The organism is Pseudomonas paeninsulae (assembly GCF_035621475.1).
In the GTDB taxonomy this organism is placed as follows: Bacteria; Pseudomonadota; Gammaproteobacteria; order Pseudomonadales; family Pseudomonadaceae; genus Aquipseudomonas; species Aquipseudomonas paeninsulae.
In genome coordinates this window covers 2861085-2881621 of record NZ_CP141799.1, presented here as the reverse complement: position 1 = coordinate 2881621, position 20537 = coordinate 2861085, and the positions used below count along the sequence as shown (strand labels likewise).

Here is a 20537-nt window from a genome sequence, read left to right as displayed (position 1 = left end):
TTGAGCAGCACTAGCGCCGCTTATGGATTTTGGCACAGCGCCTGGTCGAGCGATCAGGCGGCTGCGGCCGGTCGCGATTTCGCCGAGCTGCGCGCCGGGCTGGGTGGTGTGGTATGGCTGCAATATGACCCTGCCGATGCTCGCTCGACGCTGTGGCACTGCACACCGCAGCAGCGTGAGTGCCTGACGCCCGCCACGATGTCGGTGCGTAGCCGGGTGTATGAATACGGCGGCGGCGCATTCTGTTTGACCGATGATGGCCTGGCGTTCGTCAACGAGGCCGATCAGCAGATCTATTGGCAGCGGCTGGGGGCAGTCCCCGAGGTGCTGAGCCGACAAGTCGACTGCCGCTTCGGTGATCTGCAATTCGACCCGGTGACCCAGGCGATAGTCGCCGTCGAGGAAAACCACGGAGCAGGGCAGGTCACCCATAGCTTGGTCAGCATCGCCCTGGCCGATGGGGCGCGGCAGGTGGTGGCCGAGGGTGGTGATTTCTATGCCGGGCCGGCAGTCAGTGGCGATGGTCAGCGTCTGGCCTGGATCGAGTGGGATCGCCCACACCAACCCTGGATCGCCACACGTCTGTGCAGCGCCCGGCGTGATGCCAGGGGTGCTTGGCGCGATGCACGGGTAGTCGCCGGGCAAACGGCCGAAGAATCGCTGCAACAACCCTGTTTCGACGCGCAGGGACGCCTGCTGGTGCTCAGTGATCGCCACGGTTATTGGCAACCCTGGCGTGAGGCGGCCGAGGGCCAGATGATGCCGTTGCCCTGCGCGGCCGCCGACCACGCCAGTGCACCCTGGCAGCTGGGCAATCGCAATTACTTGGCGCTGGCTGGCGACAGTCTGCTGCTGAGCTGGTTCGAGGAGGGTTTCGCGCTGCTGGCCGAGTGTGAGCCAGGTGATGAAAACGGACAGCCCTTGGCTCAGGGCTACAGCCGCTTTCGCCAACTGGCTGCCGATGAGACGAATTTCTACCTGATCGCCGCCTCGCCCGAACGGGGCAGTGCGGTGCTGGCGATCGACCGCAGCAGCCGCCAGTGCCGGGTGCTGGCCGGTGCCGAGGTCGCCTTGCCACAGGCCGAGGTATCACACCCGCAGCCGCTGCTGTTCGTCAGTGGCAGTGAGGAACCCTGCCGTGGGTTCTTCTACCCGCCGCGTAACAGCGGCTGTCGTGGGCCGGTTGGGGAAAAGCCGCCGCTGCTGGTGTTCCTGCATGGCGGGCCGACCTCGGCGTGTTACCCGGTGTTCGATCCGCGCATCCAGTTCTGGACTCAGCGCGGCTTTGCCGTGGCCGACCTGAACTATCGCGGCAGCACCGGCTTTGGCCGTGCCTATCGGATGCGTCTGCATGAGCAATGGGGCGCGCTGGATGTCGAGGATGCCTGCGCGTTGGTCGAGCACCTGGCCGGCCTCGCTCTGATCGACCCGGCCAAGGCCTTTATCCGTGGCGCCAGCGCCGGCGGCTACACGGCCCTGTGTGCCTTGGCCTTCAGTCGGACATTCCGCGGCGGCGCGAGTCTCTACGGCGTAAGTGATCCCTTGGCCCTGCGCCAGGTGACGCACAAGTTCGAGGCCGATTACCTCGATTGGCTGATCGGTGATCCGCTACGGGATGCGCAGCGCTATGCCGCGCGCACGCCGTTGCTGCATGCCGAGCAGATCGTGGCGCCCGTGATCTTCTTTCAGGGTGGCCAGGATGCGGTGGTGCTACCGGCACAAACCGAGGCCATGGTTGCCGCCCTGCGCGCGCGCGGAATGACGGTGGACTACCACTTGTATCCGCAGGAAGGACACGGCTTTCGCCAGGCCCGCAACCAGGCCCATGCCCTGGAGCAGGAGTGGCGCTTCTACCAGCGACTGCTGCAACAACCTGCTTGAGCCGCCCGCAATTGCCTGACGGGATACCAGTGGCAGTGGTCTCGACCGAAAGCGGCGGCGTCTACATCAGCAACTTTTGCAGTTCGCGGCCAACACCGCTGCTACCTGAACAGCACTACTGCGCAACGACAGCCAGCCGGCTCAGGTGGCATTGCATTGGCAGGTGAATCCAGTACGCTGAGCGGTAGTCAGAACAACAAGCAGTAGGCAGTGGCATGAGCGCCGATATCAGTCTTCATCGTAAATTCGTCTCGCCGGAAATCGTCTTTGGTGCGGGCTGCCGGCATAGCGTGGGCAACTACGCGGCCAACTATGGCGCGCGCAAGGTACTGCTGGTTTCGGATCCGGGCGTCTTGGCCGCCGGCTGGGTCGCCGATGTACAGGCCAGTCTGCAGCGTCAAGGCATCGAACACTGCCTGTACACCCAGGTATCGCCCAATCCACGCAGCGAAGAGGTTATGCTCGGCGCCGAGACCTACCTCAGTCAGGGCTGCAACGTGATAGTGGCAGTGGGTGGCGGCAGCCCGATGGATTGCGCCAAGGGCATCGGTATCGCCGTGGCCCATGGCCGCAATATTATCGAGTTCGAGGGTGTCGATACCCTGCGCGTGCCGAGTCCGCCGCTGATCCTGATCCCTACCACCGCCGGTACCTCGGCCGACGTGTCGCAGTTCGTGATCATCTCCAATCAGGACGCACGGATGAAATTCTCCATCGTCAGCAAGGGCGCGGTGCCCGATGTGTCGCTGATCGACCCGGAAACCACCCTGAGCATGGATCCGTTCCTCTCCGCCTGCACCGGCATCGATGCCCTGGTGCATGCCATCGAGGCCTTCGTCTCCACGGGTTCAGGACCGCTGACCGATGCCCACGCCCTGGAAGCCATGCGCCTGATCAACGGCAACCTGGTAGCGATGATCGCCAATCCCGCGGATATTGAGCTGCGCGCGAAAATCATGCTCGGCAGCATGCAGGCCGGTCTGGCGTTTTCCAACGCCATCCTCGGGGCGGTGCATGCCATGTCGCACAGCCTCGGCGGCTTCCTCGATCTGCCGCACGGCCTGTGCAACGCGGTGCTGGTCGAACATGTGGTGGCGTTCAACTACAACGCCTCGCCGGATCGCTTCAAGATGGTCGCCGAGACCTTGGGCATCGACAGTCGTGGCCTCAGTCACCGGCAGATCCGTCAGCGCTTGGTCGAGCATCTGATCCAGTTCAAGCACGCGGTCGGCTTTCATGAAACCCTGGGGCTGCATGGGGTTGGCAGTTCCGACATTCCATTCCTGTCACGCAATGCCATGCAGGATCCGTGCATCCTCACCAATCCGCGGGATTCGACTCAGGGCGATGTCGAGGTCGTCTATGCCGAAGCCCTCTGACCAGCAGCGACAGGCGCTCACCGACCTGCTCGGGCTGGGCACCCATTCGGTGCGCAAGAGTCATTACCCGGAGTTGCTGGCGCGCCTGGAAGACCTGGAAACCGAGCGCAACCGCTACAAGTGGCTGTTCGAGCACGCCGTGCACGGCATCTTCCAGGCCAGTTTGCAGGAGGGCTTGCGCGCGGCCAATCCGGCCCTGGCGCGAATGCTCGGTTATGACGACCCGGAAGAAGTGCTCTGGTCGCTGACCGACCTGGCCACCTACCTGTTCGTTGGCGGTGCCGAGGAAATGCAGCATATTCGTCAAGCGCTGGAAACTGAGCGCGGCCTGATTGGCTACGAAACCCAGCTGCGGCGCAAGGACGGCCGGGTCATCGACGTGCTGATGAACCTGCTGCTCAAACCGGACGAGCAGGGCCTGTTCGAAGGCTTCGTCGCCGATATTAGCGAGCGCAAGCAGGCCCAGCAGCGCTTGCAGCAGCTCAATGAAGAGCTGGAGCAACGGGTCAGCGCACGGACTGCCGAGTTGCAGGAAGCCAATCGCAACCTGCTGCAGCAGATCGTCGAGCGCAAACGGATCGAGCAAGAGTTGCGCGAGGCACGCGATGCCGCGCAAGCAGCCAACCACAGCAAGGACAAGTACCTGGCAACCGCCAGCCATGATCTGTTGCAGCCACTCAACGCTGCACGTCTGTTGATCTCCACCCTGCGCGAGCGCAGCTTGCCAGCGGCCGAGCACCATCTGGTCGAGCGCAGCCACCAGGCACTGGAGGGGGCCGAGGATCTACTCACCGATTTGCTGGATATTTCCAAGCTCGACCAGGCGGCGATCAAACCGGATATTGATGCATATCGGTTGCAGGATTTGCTGGCGCCTCTGGCGTCTGAGTTTCAATCGGTAGCCGCCGCCGAGGGGGTGCACCTGAAGGTGCACATACCTGACTTTACGATCAGCACGGATTTCCGCCTGCTGACACGCATCCTGCGTAATTTCCTGAGTAATGCCTGTCGCTATACCGAGCAGGGCCGCATCCTCTTGGGCGTACGAAAACGCGGCGAGTTTCTCGAACTTCAGGTGTGGGATACCGGGCGCGGTATCTCCGAAGATCAGTTGGGCAACATCTTTCTCGAGTTCAACCAGCTGAATGTCGGCCGCGCCGCCGAACGCCGGGGAGTTGGTCTGGGGCTGGCGATAGTCGAGCGGATTGCGCGGATGTTGGGTTATCCGGTCGAGGTGCGCTCGCAGCCAGGACGCGGGTCGGTGTTTGCCATTCGGGTGCCCTTGGCACAGCAGGTTATTAGTGCGACCCCCGCTACTGTATCGATTCAGCCGTTAGTCGGTGATCCGCTGCCGGGACGGCGCCTGTTGGTGCTGGATAACGAGTTGAGCATCCTTCATAGCATGGCGGCGTTGCTCGAGCAGTGGGGTTGCGTGGTAGTGACTGCGGTCGATCAGGAGGCCGCTGTGCAGGCGCTTGATGGGCGGGCACCGGATTTGATTCTGGCGGACTTCCATCTTGACCATGATGTGCTGGGTTGCGCTGTGGTGGCGTATTTGCGTCAGCACTTTGACTCATCGATTCCAGCGGTGATGATCACTGCGGACCGAAGTGATCAGTGTCGTCGCGAGTTGCAGCGCATGGGCATGCCGCTGCTCAATAAACCGGTCAAGCCCGGCAAGCTGCGCGCGGTAGTCAGTCAGATGCTGCACGACTCGACCATCTTGTGAGAAAGAGGGCTATATGTGTGCTGTCAGACAGTCGAGTGGTTTTTATTGACTATGCTGGGATGGAGTCCTTTCAAACCGTTCAGGTTTAGGGACATGGTTCTTCAAGGAGATAACCCTTATGCACAATCACTCGTTCTTCCGGCGTATGGCTGCAATGTTGGCGGTGTTTCACGTTCTGATGATTGTCCAGATCCCCCTGGCTAATGCGGCCATGATAGGCACTGGTGAGGTGTTGGCCGAGCAACAACAGCAGGTCGATCGCCAACAATTGCTGAGCATGCTTGATGAACAGGGTGTTCAGGAAAAGTTGTTGAGTATGGGTGTTGACCGTTCCCAGGTTGAAGGGCGTATCAACAGCCTGACCAGTGCCGAGTTGGCACAGTTCAATCAGCAACTATCGCAAGCCCCCGCAGGTGCCGGTGGTGTTGTAGGGATCATCGTGCTGTTCCTGGTGATCTTTATCATTACCGATTTGCTCTGCGCCACTAACATCTTCAATTTCGTCAAATGCATAAATCGTTGATTGGCAGGAACCTCCTTCCACTCGTTCTGATTGTTCTGCTTGCCGCCTGCGCGAAGTCTCCGGTGTTGCCACCGGAGACTTCGCGTTTGCCGGAACGAGTAGAGCTGAGCGATGTGCCGTTTTTTGCGCAGAGTGCCTATCAATGCGGACCGGCAGCGTTGGCGACCATGCTCAACCAGCGTGGAGTAGTGACCAGTCCCGGCCTACTCAAGGATAGGGTGTTCATTCCTGCGCGTGACGGTAGCCTGCAAGTAGAAATGGTGGCGGCCGCCCGGGCCCACGATATGCTGGTATACCCGCTGCAGCCGCGTCTGCAAGCATTGATTGCCGAAGTGGCAGCGGGTAATCCGGTGTTGGTGCTGCAAAACCTGGCCTTCGATTGGTACCCGCGCTGGCACTTTGCCGTGGTGGTTGGCTATGACCAGCGGGAACGCACCTTGATTTTGCGTTCGGGCACCACGCGGCGCTGGCTGACCAGCTTCAGTAGCTTCGACAAGACCTGGGAGCGGGGTGGCCGTTGGGCTGTCTTGACCTTGCCGACAGATACGCTACCGGCTCAGGCTGAACTGCGGCCCTGGCTCAAGGCCGCCAGCGATCTGGAAGAAACCGGGCGGGTCGCTGCGGCGCAGCGCGCCTATCGCACTGCCACTCAACAGTGGCCGAATGAGTCATTGGGTTGGTTTGCCTTGGCCAACAGCCGCTATGCCAGTGGGGATGCGCTCGGGGCTGAAACGGCTTTACGTAAAAGCCTGGCACAGCAGCCGGACTTTGCCGCGGGTTGGTTCAACTTGTCGCAGGTATTGACCGATCGAGGCTGCCAGCAAGCCGCCGAGCAGGCGAGGGTCTGCGCCCGGCGGCTGGCTCCAGATGATCAGCGATTTACCACGGGAGTGAAATCTACGGTCGATGGATCGGCACAACAGTGCTTATCTCCTCCGGTTTGCCCACAAGCTAACTGACAGGGCAGACAAACCAACGGCGCCATAAGGCGCCGTTGGTTTGTCTGGACGAGTAGTTAGAATCCGAACTTGTCGCGCAGGCTGTAGTACCAGGCGCCCATTGCGGTGAAGGGGATGCGCAACAGGTCGCCACCCGGGAAGGGGTAGTGCGGCAGTTCGGCGAAGGCGTCGAAACGCTCGGCCTGGCCGCGTAGGGCTTCGGCCAGCACCTTTCCAGCCACGTGGGTGTAGGTCACGCCATGGCCGCTGCAGCCCTGCGAGTAGTAGATGTTGTCACCGAGGCGACCGACCTGGGGTAGGCGCGACAGGGTTAGCAGGAAGTTACCGGTCCAGGCGTAATCAATTTTGACGTCTTTGAGCTGGGGGAAGGTCTTGAGCATGTTCGGCCGAATTATCGCCTCGATGTTGGCCGGGTCGCGCGCGCCATAGACTACGCCGCCGCCGAAGATCAGGCGCTTGTCACCGCTCAAGCGGTAGTAGTCGAGCAGGTAGTTGCAGTCTTCGACGCAGTAGTCCTGCGGTAACAGGCTCTTTGCCAACTCGTCCGATAGCGGTTCGGTGGTGATGACCTGGGTACCACAGGGCATCGACTTGGCCGACAACTCGGGAATCAGATTGCCTAGGTAAGCGTTGCCGGCAACTACCACAAACTTGGCTTTAACCCGACCCTGGGGGGTATGCACGATCGGATTGGCGCCACGCTCGATCCGGATAGCCGGGGATTGCTCGTAAATTACTCCGCCCAGGGATTCGATTGCCGCGGCTTCACCCAGCGCCAGATTGAGCGGGTGGATATGTCCGCCGCTCATGTCGAGCATGCCGCCGATATAGTTCTCGCTCGCCACCACTTCACGTATGCGCTTGGCGTCCAGCAGTTCTAGTTGAGTATGCCCATAGCGCTCCCACAACTTCTTCTGTGCTTCCAGGTGTCCCATTTGCTTGGGCGTGATCGCGGCGAACACACCACCATCCTTGAGGTCGCACTGGATGTTGTACTTGGCTATGCGCTCACGAATGATCCGGCCGCCTTCGAATGCCATCTGGCCCAGCAGTTGCGCATGCTTGGGGCCGACGGTGCGCTCTATGGTATCGATGTCGCGGCTGTAACTGTTGACGATTTGACCGCCGTTACGACCCGAGGCGCCGAAACCTACCTTGGCAGCCTCGACAATGCTTACCTTGAAGCCGCTTTCCAGCAGAGCTATGGCCGTGGACAAGCCGGTGTAGCCCGCACCGATAATGCAGACGTCTGTTTCCACTTCGCCATTCAGTTCCGGGCGTGGCGGAGCCGGGTTGGCAGAAGCGGCATAGTAGGATTGTGGATAAGCGGTGTGCGCCATATTGCAACCTCTGTTCTTTATTTTTTACGGATGTGCTGATGCTACCCGAGTTGAAAATGTCCGGCTAGTGCCCTGTGCGAAATATTAAACGCTGCGCTGAACAGTAAAAAATTCATTTATTCAGGCAGTTAGAGAAAAAAGTGTTGACTCTTTTTAGCGCCTCCGTAGAATGCGCACCCATCGGAGGCACATAGCTCAGTTGGTTAGAGCACCACCTTGACATGGTGGGGGTCGTTGGTTCGAATCCAATTGTGCCTACCAATTCGATAAAAAGGGTCGCCCAGGCGACCCTTTTTTATTGGGCGGCTTGCCAGTGCTCAGGCTTTCTGGAAGCATCCGGCCGTTGCTTAATGCGTATAAACCTCCAGTGACTCTGGTTCGGTTCAGGTTGGCTAACAAGCTCCTGCCACTGTAAGGCAGGCATACCGCCGAATCGCTTACTGGCTCATCCCAACCCATGTGGCCTTTGGTAGAGGTCACCACTAGGAGAGGAGGCGCCATGCCCATCATTACTCTTCCCGACGGCAGTCAGCGTCCATTCGATCATCCGGTATCTGTGCTTGAAGTGGCGCAGTCCATTGGCGCTGGCTTGGCTAAAGCCACGGTGGCCGGCAAGGTCAATGGCAAGCTGGTCGATGCCTGTGATTTGATCAGCAGCGACGCGACCCTGCAAATCATTACGCCAAAAGATCAGGAAGGGCTGGAGATTATCCGCCACTCTTGTGCGCATTTGATCGGTCATGCGGTCAAGCAGTTGTTTCCCGCTGCCAAGATGGTGATCGGTCCAGTCATCGAAGAAGGCTTCTACTACGACATTGCTTCTGAGCGGCCCTTTACGCTTGAGGACGTGGCGGCGATCGAGCAGCGCATGCAGCAGCTGATCGAAAAAGACTACGACGTGATCAAGAAGGTAACCCCGCGCGCCGAGGTGATCGATGTGTTTGCCTCGCGTGGCGAGGACTACAAGCTGCGCCTGGTCGAAGACATGCCGGACGAGCAGGCCCTGGGCCTGTATTACCACGAAGAATACGTCGACATGTGTCGTGGTCCGCACGTGCCGAATACCCGCTTCCTCAAGGCGTTCAAGCTGACCAAGCTGTCCGGTGCCTATTGGCGCGGCGACGCGAAGAACGAGCAGCTACAGCGCGTCTATGGCACCGCCTGGGCCGACAAGAAGCAGCTGGCGGCCTATATCCAGCGTATCGAAGAAGCTGAGAAACGCGATCACCGCAAGATCGGCAAGCGCCTGAATCTATTTCATACCCAGGAAGAAGCGCCGGGCATGGTGTTCTGGCATCCCAATGGCTGGACCCTGTACCAGGTGCTTGAGCAGTACATGCGCAAAGTGCAACACGAGCATGGTTACCTGGAAATCAAGACGCCGCAGTTGGTGGATCGCTCTTTGTGGGAGAAATCCGGGCATTGGGCCAACTATGCCGAAAACATGTTCACTACCGAGTCGGAAAGCCGCGATTACGCGATCAAGCCGATGAACTGCCCGTGCCACGTGCAGGTGTTCAATCAGGGCTTGAAGAGCTACCGCGAGCTGCCGATGCGCTTGGCCGAGTTCGGCGCCTGCCACCGTAATGAACCGTCCGGTGCGCTGCACGGCATCATGCGTGTGCGTGGTTTTACTCAGGACGATGCGCATATCTTCTGTACCGAAGAGCAGATGCAGGCGGAGTCCGCTGATTTCATCAAGCTGACGCTGGCGGTCTATGCTGATTTCGGCTTTACCGATATCCAGCTCAAGCTTTCGACCCGCCCGGACAAACGCGTGGGTTCCGATGAGTTGTGGGATCGTGCCGAAGCGGCGCTGGCCTCGGCGCTGGACAGTGCTGGCCTGACTTATGATCTGCAGCCGGGAGAAGGCGCCTTCTACGGGCCGAAGATCGAATTCTCGCTGAAGGATTGTCTGGGTCGTGTCTGGCAGTGTGGTACCCTGCAGCTCGATTTCAACCTGCCGGTACGTTTGGGCGCCGAATACGTCAGTGAGGACAACAGCCGTAAGCATCCGGTGATGTTGCACCGCGCGATTCTCGGTTCCTTCGAGCGCTTTATCGGGATTCTGATCGAGCACTACGAGGGGGCATTCCCAGCGTGGTTGGCGCCAACTCAGGTCATGGTGATGAATATCACCGATAAACAGGCCGAATTTGCCTTGGAAGTGGAAAAAACACTCAACCAAAGCGGCTTTCGTGCCAAGTCTGACTTGAGAAACGAAAAAATTGGCTTTAAAATCCGCGAGCATACTTTGCTCAAGGTTCCCTATCTCTTGGTTATCGGAGATCGGGAAGTAGAGATGCAAACTGTCGCCGTGCGTACCCGTGAAGGTGCTGATCTGGGCTCGATGCCCATCGCTCAATTCGCTGAATTTCTCGCGCAGGCGGTTTCCCGGCGTGGTCGCCAAGATGTGGAGTAATCATTATTAAGCGTGAAATGAGACAAGATAAACGAGCTGCCCCGAAAGCCCCGATCAACGAGAATATCTCGGCACGCGAGGTTCGGTTAATTGGCGCTGAAGGCGAGCAAATTGGCATCGTCTCGATTGATGAAGCGCTTAGAATCGCCGAAGAATCCAAACTGGATTTGGTGGAAATTTCTGCTGATGCGATTCCTCCGGTTTGCCGAGTCATGGACTACGGCAAGTCGATCTTCGAAAAGAAGAAGCAGGTCGCTGCTGCAAAGAAAAACCAGAAGCAAGTCCAGGTTAAAGAAATCAAGTTTCGTCCAGGGACGGAGGAAGGGGATTACCAGGTAAAACTGCGCAACCTGGTACGTTTCCTGAGTGAAGGGGACAGGGCCAAGGTATCTTTGCGATTCCGTGGCCGTGAGATGGCGCATCAGGAGCTGGGAATGGAGCTGTTGAAGCGGGTTGAAGCTGACCTGCTTGAATATGGCTCGGTTGAACAGCATCCAAAGATGGAAGGACGCCAACTGATAATGGTCATCGCCCCCAAAAAGAAGAAGTAACCACCAGGGCACGGCAGGCCTTGCGGTTATGTTTATCAACTGAATGCGGAGTACCGAACATGCCAAAGATGAAAACCAAGAGTGGTGCAGCCAAGCGTTTTCTTAAAACCGCTAATGGCTTCAAGCACAAGCACGCTTTCAAGAGCCACATCCTGACCAAGATGTCCACTAAGCGTAAGCGTCAACTTCGCGGTAGCACCATGGTGCATCCGTCTGACGTGGCAAAAGTGGCGCGCATGCTGCGCGTTCGTTAATCGGTCAAGATAGAGGAAATTACTCATGGCTCGTGTTAAGCGCGGCGTTATTGCTCGCAAGCGTCACAAAAAAATTCTGAAACTCGCTAAAGGCTACTACGGTGCGCGTTCGCGCGTATTCCGCGTTGCCAAGCAGGCAGTGATCAAGGCAGGCCAATACGCCTACCGCGACCGCCGTCAGAGGAAGCGTCAGTTCCGCGCCCTGTGGATCGCTCGTATCAATGCTGGTGCTCGTGTTAACGGTCTGTCTTACAGCCGTTTCATTGCCGGCCTGAAAAAAGCGTCCATCGAGATCGACCGTAAGGTTTTGGCTGATCTGGCAGTGAACGAAAAAGCGGCGTTTGCTGCGATTGTCGAAAAAGCGAAAGCCACTCTGGCTTAAGTCCCCGGCAATCACCGGGTTCGCCCGGTGCTAAACGTCACCAATAGGGGAAGAGCTTTCAAGCTCTTCCCCTATTTCGTATCTGGAGTCTGTAAATGGAAAATCTGGATGTGCTGGTCTCGCAAGCGCTTGAGGCCGTTAGCCACACCGACGATGTGAATGCCCTCGAGCAATTGCGGGTTCACTATCTGGGCAAGAAAGGCGAGCTGACCCAGGTGATGAAGACCCTGGGCAACCTGTCGGCAGAAGAGCGTCCGCAAGCCGGCGCCTTAATCAATGCCGCCAAGGACAAGGTTCAGGACGCCCTGAACAGCCGCAAGGCAACTCTTGAGCAGGTGGCGCTGAGTGCCAAGCTGGCGGCCGAGCGCATAGACGTGACTCTGCCTGGGCGCGGCCAGACCTCTGGCGGTCTGCATCCGGTTACCCGGACTCTGGAGCGAGTCGAGCAGTTCTTCACTCGGATTGGCTACGGCATCGCCGAAGGCCCCGAAGTGGAAAACGACTACCACAATTTCGAGGCGCTCAATATCCCCGGCCACCACCCGGCCCGGGCGATGCATGACACCTTCTATTTCAACGCGAATATGTTGCTGCGCACCCACACCTCGCCGGTTCAGGTGCGCACCATGGAATCGCAGCAGCCGCCGATCCGCATTATTTGCCCAGGCCGCGTATACCGCTGCGACTCCGATATCACTCACTCGCCGATGTTCCACCAGGTCGAAGGCCTGCTGGTCGACGAGAATGTGAGCTTTGCCGACCTCAAGGGCACCATTGAAGAGTTCCTTCGCGTGTTCTTCGAGAAGCCATTGGGCGTGCGCTTCCGTCCGTCCTTCTTTCCGTTCACCGAGCCCTCGGCTGAAGTCGATATGCAGTGTGTGATGTGCAGCGGCAAAGGTTGCCGTGTATGCAAGCAGACCGGCTGGCTGGAAGTGATGGGTTGCGGCATGGTGCATCCGAACGTGCTGCGCATGTCCGGTATCGACCCCGAAAAATATTCCGGCTTCGCCTTCGGCATGGGCGTCGAGCGTCTGGCCATGTTGCGTTACGGCGTCAACGACTTACGTCTGTTCTTCGATAACGACCTGCGATTCCTGGCGCAATTTCGCTAGGGCCGCACGACCGTAACCGATCAGTTTTAGGAGAGCAGGATGAAATTCAGTGAACAGTGGCTGCGTAGCTGGGTAAACCCGCAGGTTTCCCGTGACGAGCTGGTGGCGCGCCTGTCCATGGCGGGCCTCGAAGTAGATAGCGTGACCCCGGCTGCCGGGGCATTCAGCGGCGTGGTGGTGGGTGAGGTGCTCAGCACTGAGCAGCATCCGGATGCCGACAAGCTGCGTGTGTGCCAAATCAGCAATGGCGAGGAAACCTTTCAGGTGGTGTGTGGCGCGCCTAATGTGCGCCCCGGCCTGAAGATTCCCTTCGCCATGATCGGTGCCGAGCTGCCGGGCGACTTCAAGATCAAGAAGGCCAAGCTGCGTGGCGTCGAGTCCAATGGCATGCTCTGCTCGGCCTCCGAGCTGCAGATCAGTGAAGAAAACGATGGCCTGATGGAGCTGCCGAGCGACGCGCCGGTGGGGCAGGATATTCGTGCTTATCTCGAGCTGGACGATGCCAGCATCGAGGTCGACCTGACGCCGAACCGCGGCGATTGCCTGTCCTTGGCGGGCCTGGCTCGTGAAGTCGGTGCCTTGTACGACGCGCCTGTTGCTCGTCCGCAGATTGCTGCGGTTGCGCCGAGTCATGATGAGGTACGCCCGGTCGAGGTGTTGGCCGCGCAAGCCTGCCCGCGCTACCTCGGGCGCGTGGTGCGTAACGTCGATCTGTCCAAGCCGACGCCGTTGTGGATGGTCGAACGTCTGCGCCGCGCCGATGTGCGCAGCATCGATGCCGCGGTAGATATCACCAACTACGTCATGCTTGAGCTGGGTCAGCCGATGCATGCCTTCGATCTCGCCGAGATCAATGGCGGCATCCGTGTGCGCATGGCCGAGGAGGGCGAGAAGCTGGTGCTGCTCGACGGCCAGGAAGTCAGTTTGCGTGCCGACACCCTGGTCATCGCCGACCACAATCGCGCACTGGCGATTGCCGGCGTGATGGGGGGTGAACATAGCGGCGTGAGCGCAAAAACTTGCGACCTGTTCCTGGAAAGCGCCTTTTTCGACACCATCGCGATTGCCGGCAAGGCGCGTTCCTATGGCCTGCACACCGACTCTTCGCACCGTTTCGAACGTGGCGTGGATTGGCAGCTCGCGCGTGAAGCCATGGAGCGGGCCACTGGATTATTGCTGGAAATTGTCGGTGGTGAGGCTGGTCCGATCATTGAAGTCGTTGATCAGCAGCAATTGCCGAGCATCGCCCCGGTTACCCTGCGCGCTGAGCGCATCGAGCAAATGCTCGGATTGAAAATGGACGATGCAGAGATCGTCCGTTTGCTGGCGGCGCTGGGGCTGGGTGTCAGTGCTAGTGGTGAGGGGCATTGGCAAGTGACAGTTCCCAGTCACCGCTTCGATATCAGCATCGAGGTCGATCTGATTGAAGAGCTGGCGCGCTTGTACGGCTACAACCGTTTGCCGGTGCGTTATCCGCAAGCGCGCCTGGCGCCGCAGCCAAAGGCGGAGGCGGCTGTCGAGTTGCCGGCTCTGCGTCGTTTGTTGGTGGCACGGGGTTACCAGGAAGCCATCACCTACAGCTTTATCGATCCCAAGCTGTTCGAGCTGTTTCACCCTGGTGTTGAGCCGCTGATGTTGGCTAACCCGATATCGGCCGACATGGCTGCTATGCGCTCATCACTATGGCCAGGCTTGGTCAAGGCGATGGAGCATAACCTCAATCGTCAACAGTCACGTGTGCGTCTGTTTGAAAGTGGCTTGCGCTTTGTTGGTCAGCTGGAAGGGCTCAAGCAGGAGCCGATGCTCGCAGGGGTGATTTGCGGTAGTCGGCTGTCGGAAAACTGGGCCCATGGCCGCGAGGATGTCGACTTCTATGATGTGAAGGCCGATGTTGAGGCGTTGTTGGCCAGTGCAGGGGCGGGTTACCGCTTCAATTTCACTCCCGCCGAGCATGCGGCTTTGCATCCAGGGCAAACCGCGCGTATTGAGCGTGATGGTCAATTGGTCGGCTTCTTGGGCGCCATGCATCCTGAACTGAGCAAGACGCTGGGGTTTGATCAGCCTGTGTATATGTTCGAGTTGGTATTGGCGGAAATCGCTCAAGGCCATATGCCGAAGTTCCAGGAGCTGTCGCGCTTTCCTGAGGTGCGCCGAGACTTGGCTTTGCTGGTGGATCGTGATGTGCCGGCTGCAACATTGCTCGCGGAAATTCGTGAAGCGGCGGGCGAGTGGTTGACTGACCTCAAGCTATTTGACGTGTATCACGGTAAAGGTATTGATCCGCATAGAAAAAGCCTTGCCGTCGGCTTGACCTGGCAGCATCCATCGCGCACTCTTAATGACGATGAGGTGAGCACTGCAGCACAAAATGTCCTCACCTCCCTGGAACAAAGGTTTAACGCCACGTTAAGGAAGTAGCGTATGGGGGCTCTGACGAAAGCTGAAATGGCGGAACGTCTGTATGAAGAGTTAGGCCTGAATAAACGGGAAGCCAAGGAATTGGTAGAGCTGTTCTTCGAAGAGATCCGGCAAGCGCTTGAGCTCAACGAGCAGGTCAAGCTCTCGGGGTTCGGCAACTTTGATCTGCGCGATAAGCGTCAGCGCCCCGGTCGTAATCCAAAAACGGGAGAGGAAATCCCAATCACGGCGCGCCGTGTGGTGACTTTCCGTCCAGGCCAGAAACTAAAAGCCAGGGTTGAAGCGTATGCTGGAACCAAGTCATAACGACGAATTACCCGCCATACCAGGCAAGCGGTATTTCACGATCGGCGAGGTAAGCGAACTCTGTGCAGTCAAACCGCATGTATTGCGGTATTGGGAGCAGGAGTTTCCCCAGCTCAACCCGGTCAAACGTCGCGGTAATCGGCGATATTATCAACGCCAGGATGTGTTGATGATTCGTCAAATCCGCGCATTGTTATATGAGCAAGGCTTTACCATCGGAGGGGCTCGTCAGCGTCTTTCTGGTGATGAGGCCAAAGATGACACCACGCAGTACAAGCAGCTCATCAGGCAGACGATTGCCGAGTTGGAAGATGTCCTACATGTACTCAAAAAATAGCGTAGCTATTCAAAAAAGTTTCCATATTTCAGAAGCTTATAGTATAGTTTGCGTCGTTTTAGGGTGTACGAAAACAGTTTCACGCCTAGTCGGGGCGTAGCGCAGTCCGGTAGCGCACTAGCATGGGGTGCTAGGGGTCGAGTGTTCGAATCACTCCGTCCCGACCATAAATCTCCAGAAAATCCAGTCACTTAGCGGTGACTGGATTTTTTTATGTCTGATGTTTTTTGTTTCTACTGTGGATTTGACGGTTCTGGTTGCCAATTGGTTGCCAATTGAGATTGGCTTGCCGGTCGTGTGGGATTAGGATGAGGCTAGATGTGGAGCAGTTATCGTTCTAATCCAATTGTGCGGACATTTGCAGGGACCAGCATCATGACGCCAGAAACAAAAGCACGTCAGCAGATCGATCAAAAGCTCGAAAACGCCGGTTGGGTCATCCAGGACATGAAGCTGATCAATCTGTCTGCAGGCGTGGGCGTAGTCGTTCGTGAATATCCTACGGACACCGGCCCAGCCGACTATGTGCTTTTCGTTAACCGCATCGCCGTGGGTGTGATTGAAGCCAAGAAAGACAGTGCAGGCGAGAACCTCACTGCCACCGAAAGCCAGACCGAGCGTTATGCCACTGCCAATCTCAGATGGCGAAAAGACAACACACCTCTGCGTTTTCTGTTCGAGGCCACCGGCCAGATCATCCGTTTTACTGACAACGCCGACCCTGCGCCTCGCTCGCGCGAAATATTCAGCTTCTTCAAGCCTGAAACGCTTGCGACCTGGTTGACTCAGCCGGAAACCCTGCGCCGCCGTCTGGCCGAGCAAATGCCCGTACTGCCTGAGCGCGACCTACGCGACTGCCAGGTCAGCGCTGTTACTGGACTGGAGCAGTCGCTGGCACTGAACAAGCCTCGCGCCTTGGTACACATGGCAACCGGAGCGGGCAAAACCTTCACTGCCATCACCTCCGTCTACCGCTTGCTCAAGTTCGGCGGTGCCAAACGCATCTTGTTTCTGGTCGATACCCGCAACCTCGGCAAACAGGCCCATCAGGAATTTATGGCCTACACGCCGCCGGATGATGGCCGCAAGTTCACCGAGCTTTACAATGTGCAGCGGTTGGCCTCGCCCAACATCGACCCGCACTCGCAGGTGTGCATCAGTACCATTCAGCGCATGTACTCCATTCTGAGCGGCGAGCCGATTGATGACTCGGTCGAAGATGTCTCGCTCAACGAAGTGCAGCAGACGGCTAAACAAGTAAAGCTCGTCCGCTACAACCCCGCCGTGCCAGTGGAAACTTTCGATTTCATCATCATCGATGAATGCCACCGCAGCATCTACAACCTCTGGAAGCAGGTGCTCGACTATTACGATGCCAGCCTGATCGGTCTCACCGCTACGCCCGACAAGCGCACTTTCGGCTTCTTTAACGAAAACATCGTCGCCGAATATACCTATGAGCAATCGGTGGCCGATGGCGTCAACGTCGGTTACGACGTATACGAGATTGAAACCGAAGTTACCCAGAAAGGGAGCCAGCTCAAGGCTAAGGAGTGGGTCGACCACCGCGACCGGCAGACGCGCAAAAAGCGCTGGGCTGAGACCGATGAAGACACTGCCTACACAGGCAAGGAGCTCGACCGCTCTGTAGTGAATGTGAGCCAGATCCGGCAGGTGATTCGGGCCATGAAAACCGCTGTGGAAACGCAGATTTTTCCGGCGCGCAAAGAAACACCCAAAACGCTGATCTTTGCCAAGACTGACAGCCACGCCGACGACATCATCAACATCCTGCGCGAGGTCTACGGGCAAGGTAATGCCTTCTGCAAAAAGGTCACTTACAAAGCTGAAGAAGACGCCGACAGCATCCTCAGTAGCTTCCGTAACGATTACAACCCGCGCATAGCCGTGACTGTGGACATGATCGCCACCGGCACCGATGTGAAACCTCTGGAAGTGCTGCTCTTCATGCGTGACGTGCGCAGCAAAGGCTACTACGAACAAATGAAGGGGCGCGGTGTGCGCAGCCTCGATGGCGACAGCCTCAAACGCGTCAGCAACAGTGCCGATGGCGCGAAAACTCGCTTTGTGTTGATCGATGCTGTAGGCGTGGAGAAATCGCTTAAAACAGAAAGCCGCCCGCTGGAGAAAAAACCCGGCATAGCGCTGAAAGACCTGCTGCAAGGCGTGGCGATGGGCAGTCGCGACGACGACACTGTGCTTTCGCTCGCTAACCGCCTGGTACGCCTGGCCAAGCAACTGGACGACAAGGCCCAGGCCCGGATCGAGAAAGCCAGCGGCGGTATTCCCGTGGCCCAATTGGGCAAGGGGCTGATCGCTGCGCTGGACCCCGATGCCATCGTGCAAGCCGCTTTGGCCACCGCCAAGGTCAAGGGCATCACCCGCTCTGAGGATACCTTGCTACACGAAGAAATTGAAGTCGCACGCGCCGAACGCGTGGCCGCTGCCTGCGCCCCTTTCGACCAACCGGCTCTGCGCGACGAGATCGAAAACGCCCGCCGTGAGCGCGAGCAAATCATCGACCATATCAACCTGGATCAAGTGACGTTTTCGGGCTTCAGTGAACAGGCGGAAGCGCAGGCAAAAGCGTTGATTCAAACCTTTGCTGACTACCTGAAGCAGCACCAGGACGAAATTGCAGTTTTGGACTTTTTCTATCAACAACCCTACCAACGTCGCGCAATCACTTTCGACATGATCGAAGACCTGCACGAACGCCTGAGCAAACCGCCGCTGATGCTCACCACCGAGCGCCTGTGGAGCGCCTATGCCCGCGTGCAGGCCGGTGCAGTGAAGGGCGCAGACCGCAAACGCCAGCTCACCGATTTGGTCTCGCTGCTGCGTTTTGCACTCGGGCTGGACGCTGAGTTGAAGCCCTTTGCCGATGAAGTGGATAAGCGTTTTCAAACATGGATCTTTCGTCACAACGCCCAGCGCGGTACCGCCTTCACAGCTGAGCAAACTGAATGGCTACGCCTGATGAAAGACCATATTGCAAGCAGCTGTAGCATCAGCCGAGACGATTTTGACTATGCCGAACTGGCCGACAAGGGTGGCTTGCAAAAGGCCTGGGGGCTGTTTGGCAAAGACTTGGATACCTTGATGAATGAAATGAATATGGAGATGGTGGCGTAATGGCTTTCACAATGACCGTCGCCGAGTTGATCGATGCTGACACGTCGGGAATGCTCGGGAAGCATGCAACGTGGGAGCGTGTGCCGCTTGCAGAAGTCGCCACCATACTAAATGGTGCGCCCTTTGACTCGGCACTCTTTAGTACGACAGAAGGTATGCCGCTTATTCGCATCCGGGATGTAGTCACTGGTGAAACAAACACCTATTACGCCGGGACTTACGAAGATGCTTACCTTGTGCAGCAAGGTGATCTACTGGTTGGTATGGATGGCGACTTCAATTCGGGGTTCTGGGGCAGCAAAACAGCACTGCTGAATCAACGGGTCTGCAAAATTTCACCAGTCGAGTCGCTGTACGACAAGCAACTGCTCTCACTCGCGCTGCCTGGCTACTTGGCAGCGATTAACGCCAATACGCCCTCCGTGACGGTGAAGCACCTGTCGTCAAAGACGATTGGTGAGATTGGTCTTCCGCTGCCGCCCCGAGCCGAACAAACCCGCATCGTCGCGAAACTCGAAGAGCTGCTCACTGACCTCGATGTCGGCGTGGCCGAACTCAAGGCCGCGCAGAAGAAGCTCAAGCAATACCGTCAGTCGCTGCTGAAGTCCGCTGTGGAGGGCGCGCTCACCGCTGAATGGCGCGCCCAGCACACGCCTGCTGAGACCGGCGCACAGCTGTTGCAACGCATCCTCACCGAGCGACGCGCCAGCTGGGAAGCCAAGCAACTCGCCAAGTTCAAGGAACAAGGCAACGCCCCGCCCAAAGACTGGCAAAAGAAATATCCCGAGCCAGTGCAGCCGGACACCACCGACTTGCCGAAACTGCCGGAGGGCTGGGTGTGGGCGAGTGGCGAGCAACTGTGCGTGTTCATCACGAAAGGGACGACGCCGCCAAAGAACTTGGACATTTTCGGAGAAAAGACAGTCCCGTTTCTGCGCGTTACTAACCTCACGGATCGTGGTGAGTTGGATTTGGCTGACGAAGTATTCGTATCCGTTGAGACGCATCAGGGCTTCTTAGCTCGTTCCGCCGTCTATCCCGATGACGTACTGATGAATATTGTTGGCCCGCCACTCGGTCAAGTTTCAGTAGTGCCGTCAGATTTCCCTGAGTGGAATATCAATCAGGCTATTGCGATATTTCGCGCCGTTGAAGGTGTATTACCATGGTTCATCTGTCGATATTTGCTGTCTCCAAGCGCTCAACGCTGGCTCAAGGCTCGATCCAAGACGACGGCGGGTCAGACTAATTTGACGCTGGAGGTTTGCCGCAGCTTGCCATTTCCGCTGCCTCCGCAAGACGAGCAAAAAGCGCTTCTGCATACCCTTGAAGCAGCATTGAGCTCGATCGTGAGCGAAGGTGGGAGCATTGCCTACGGTCTAAAGCAATCCACGGCCCAGCGCCAAAATATCCTACGCGCCGCTTTCGCGGGCCAGTTGGTGCCGCAAGACCCAAACGACGAACCCGCCAGCGTGCTGTTGGAGCGTATCCGCGTCGAGCGGGCCGAGCGTAAGAATCAGCCTAAGGTACGCAAAACCAAACAACAGAAGGAGGTCGCCGCCGTGGTGAGCAAATTGATCGACGTGCTTGCTGGAGCGGGAGACTGGGTTCCGGCACAAGAAGCTTTCCGCCGCTGCGGTGTGGCCGATGGTGCGCTGACAGATCAGATTGAAGCGCTCTATGCAGAGTTGCGTGCTTTGGACAAGGCGGGACGGCTGGCCGTGGAAGCGGTCACCGATGCGCAGGGTCGCAAGCTCCACGACCGTCTAAAACTGCTGGTAAGCTGAC

16 protein-coding genes and 2 tRNA genes are annotated in these 20537 nt (G+C 58.0%); 17 read left to right on the top strand and 1 reads right to left on the bottom strand.

Translation table 11 applies throughout. The annotated features are described in order from the left end of the window. From VCJ09_RS13305 to VCJ09_RS13285, 5 genes are all read left to right on the top strand, one after another. Positions 1-1881, top strand: coding sequence for an alpha/beta hydrolase family protein (locus VCJ09_RS13305; RefSeq protein ID WP_324730662.1), 1881 nt, complete (start codon positions 1-3; stop codon positions 1879-1881). Positions 1882-2096: 215 nt separating this feature from the next. Further along, entirely contained in the window at positions 2097-3260 is a 1164-nt protein-coding gene (gene ercA, locus VCJ09_RS13300) for an alcohol dehydrogenase-like regulatory protein ErcA (protein ID WP_324730661.1), read from the top strand. Beyond that, complete coding sequence (locus VCJ09_RS13295; RefSeq protein WP_324730660.1) at positions 3244-4989, top strand: PAS domain-containing hybrid sensor histidine kinase/response regulator; 1746 nt, start codon at positions 3244-3246, stop codon at positions 4987-4989. Before ercA ends, VCJ09_RS13295 begins: the two co-directional genes overlap by 17 nt. Positions 4990-5107: 118 nt before the next feature. Then, entirely contained in the window at positions 5108-5512 is a 405-nt protein-coding gene (locus VCJ09_RS13290) for a PA2779 family protein (RefSeq protein WP_079202161.1), read from the top strand. Further along, entirely contained in the window at positions 5497-6471 is a 975-nt protein-coding gene (locus tag VCJ09_RS13285; protein ID WP_324730659.1) for a PA2778 family cysteine peptidase, read from the top strand. The genes VCJ09_RS13290 and VCJ09_RS13285 overlap by 16 nt, the downstream gene beginning before the upstream one ends. A 56-nt stretch (positions 6472-6527) precedes the next feature. On the opposite strand, the gene VCJ09_RS13280 is transcribed toward VCJ09_RS13285, so the two are convergent. Continuing rightward, positions 6528-7811 (bottom strand): NAD(P)/FAD-dependent oxidoreductase, encoded by a 1284-nt coding sequence (locus VCJ09_RS13280; RefSeq protein WP_324730658.1) that lies wholly within the window; start codon positions 7809-7811, stop codon positions 6528-6530. A gap of 184 nt (positions 7812-7995) precedes the next feature. Between VCJ09_RS13280 and VCJ09_RS13275 the strand changes: the two genes are divergently transcribed. From VCJ09_RS13275 to VCJ09_RS13220, 12 genes are all read left to right on the top strand, one after another. After that, a tRNA-Val gene (locus VCJ09_RS13275) sits at positions 7996-8072 on the top strand. Between the two features lie 238 nt (positions 8073-8310). Then, positions 8311-10233, top strand: a complete 1923-nt coding sequence (gene thrS / locus VCJ09_RS13270) for a threonine--tRNA ligase (RefSeq protein WP_324730657.1) — start codon at positions 8311-8313, stop codon at positions 10231-10233. Further along, positions 10233-10784, top strand: coding sequence for a translation initiation factor IF-3 (infC, locus tag VCJ09_RS13265; protein ID WP_177345268.1), 552 nt, complete (start codon positions 10233-10235; stop codon positions 10782-10784). Before thrS ends, infC begins: the two co-directional genes overlap by 1 nt. Before the next feature lie 59 nt (positions 10785-10843). Further along, positions 10844-11038: a 50S ribosomal protein L35 gene (gene rpmI, locus VCJ09_RS13260; protein ID WP_079202156.1), complete on the top strand. Its 195-nt coding sequence runs from the start codon at positions 10844-10846 to the stop codon at positions 11036-11038. Between the two features lie 25 nt (positions 11039-11063). Next, positions 11064-11420: a 50S ribosomal protein L20 gene (rplT, locus tag VCJ09_RS13255; RefSeq protein WP_079202155.1), complete on the top strand. Its 357-nt coding sequence runs from the start codon at positions 11064-11066 to the stop codon at positions 11418-11420. Positions 11421-11515: 95 nt separating this feature from the next. Continuing rightward, on the top strand, positions 11516-12532 hold the full coding sequence (gene pheS / locus VCJ09_RS13250; protein WP_324730656.1) for a phenylalanine--tRNA ligase subunit alpha: 1017 nt from the start codon (positions 11516-11518) through the stop codon (positions 12530-12532). 39 nt (positions 12533-12571) lie between these two features. Further along, positions 12572-14950: a phenylalanine--tRNA ligase subunit beta gene (gene pheT / locus VCJ09_RS13245; RefSeq protein WP_324730655.1), complete on the top strand. Its 2379-nt coding sequence runs from the start codon at positions 12572-12574 to the stop codon at positions 14948-14950. A 3-nt stretch (positions 14951-14953) separates the two neighbouring features. After that, positions 14954-15256, top strand: a complete 303-nt coding sequence (gene ihfA, locus VCJ09_RS13240; RefSeq protein ID WP_003243414.1) for an integration host factor subunit alpha — start codon at positions 14954-14956, stop codon at positions 15254-15256. Next, positions 15237-15593 (top strand): MerR family transcriptional regulator, encoded by a 357-nt coding sequence (locus VCJ09_RS13235; protein WP_079202152.1) that lies wholly within the window; start codon positions 15237-15239, stop codon positions 15591-15593. The genes ihfA and VCJ09_RS13235 overlap by 20 nt, the downstream gene beginning before the upstream one ends. A gap of 90 nt (positions 15594-15683) precedes the next feature. Continuing rightward, positions 15684-15760: transfer RNA gene (locus VCJ09_RS13230), tRNA-Pro, on the top strand. A gap of 208 nt (positions 15761-15968) precedes the next feature. After that, on the top strand, positions 15969-18749 hold the full coding sequence (locus VCJ09_RS13225) for a type I restriction endonuclease subunit R (protein ID WP_324730653.1): 2781 nt from the start codon (positions 15969-15971) through the stop codon (positions 18747-18749). Then, positions 18749-20536, top strand: coding sequence for a restriction endonuclease subunit S (locus VCJ09_RS13220; protein ID WP_324730652.1), 1788 nt, complete (start codon positions 18749-18751; stop codon positions 20534-20536). Before VCJ09_RS13225 ends, VCJ09_RS13220 begins: the two co-directional genes overlap by 1 nt. Position 20537: the final 1 nt, after the last annotated feature.

Coding starts and splice junctions, on each gene's coding strand:
- ercA (WP_324730661.1), top strand. CDS start 2,097: ATGAGCGCCGATATCAGTCTTCATCGTAAATTCGTCTCGCCGGAAATC.
- VCJ09_RS13295 (WP_324730660.1), top strand. CDS start 3,244: ATGCCGAAGCCCTCTGACCAGCAGCGACAGGCGCTCACCGACCTGCTC.
- VCJ09_RS13290 (WP_079202161.1), top strand. CDS start 5,108: ATGCACAATCACTCGTTCTTCCGGCGTATGGCTGCAATGTTGGCGGTG.
- VCJ09_RS13285 (WP_324730659.1), top strand. CDS start 5,497: ATGCATAAATCGTTGATTGGCAGGAACCTCCTTCCACTCGTTCTGATT.
- VCJ09_RS13280 (WP_324730658.1), bottom strand. CDS start 7,811: ATGGCGCACACCGCTTATCCACAATCCTACTATGCCGCTTCTGCCAAC.
- thrS (WP_324730657.1), top strand. CDS start 8,311: ATGCCCATCATTACTCTTCCCGACGGCAGTCAGCGTCCATTCGATCAT.
- rpmI (WP_079202156.1), top strand. CDS start 10,844: ATGCCAAAGATGAAAACCAAGAGTGGTGCAGCCAAGCGTTTTCTTAAA.
- rplT (WP_079202155.1), top strand. CDS start 11,064: ATGGCTCGTGTTAAGCGCGGCGTTATTGCTCGCAAGCGTCACAAAAAA.
- pheS (WP_324730656.1), top strand. CDS start 11,516: ATGGAAAATCTGGATGTGCTGGTCTCGCAAGCGCTTGAGGCCGTTAGC.
- pheT (WP_324730655.1), top strand. CDS start 12,572: ATGAAATTCAGTGAACAGTGGCTGCGTAGCTGGGTAAACCCGCAGGTT.
- ihfA (WP_003243414.1), top strand. CDS start 14,954: ATGGGGGCTCTGACGAAAGCTGAAATGGCGGAACGTCTGTATGAAGAG.
- VCJ09_RS13235 (WP_079202152.1), top strand. CDS start 15,237: ATGCTGGAACCAAGTCATAACGACGAATTACCCGCCATACCAGGCAAG.
- VCJ09_RS13225 (WP_324730653.1), top strand. CDS start 15,969: ATGACGCCAGAAACAAAAGCACGTCAGCAGATCGATCAAAAGCTCGAA.
- VCJ09_RS13220 (WP_324730652.1), top strand. CDS start 18,749: ATGGCTTTCACAATGACCGTCGCCGAGTTGATCGATGCTGACACGTCG.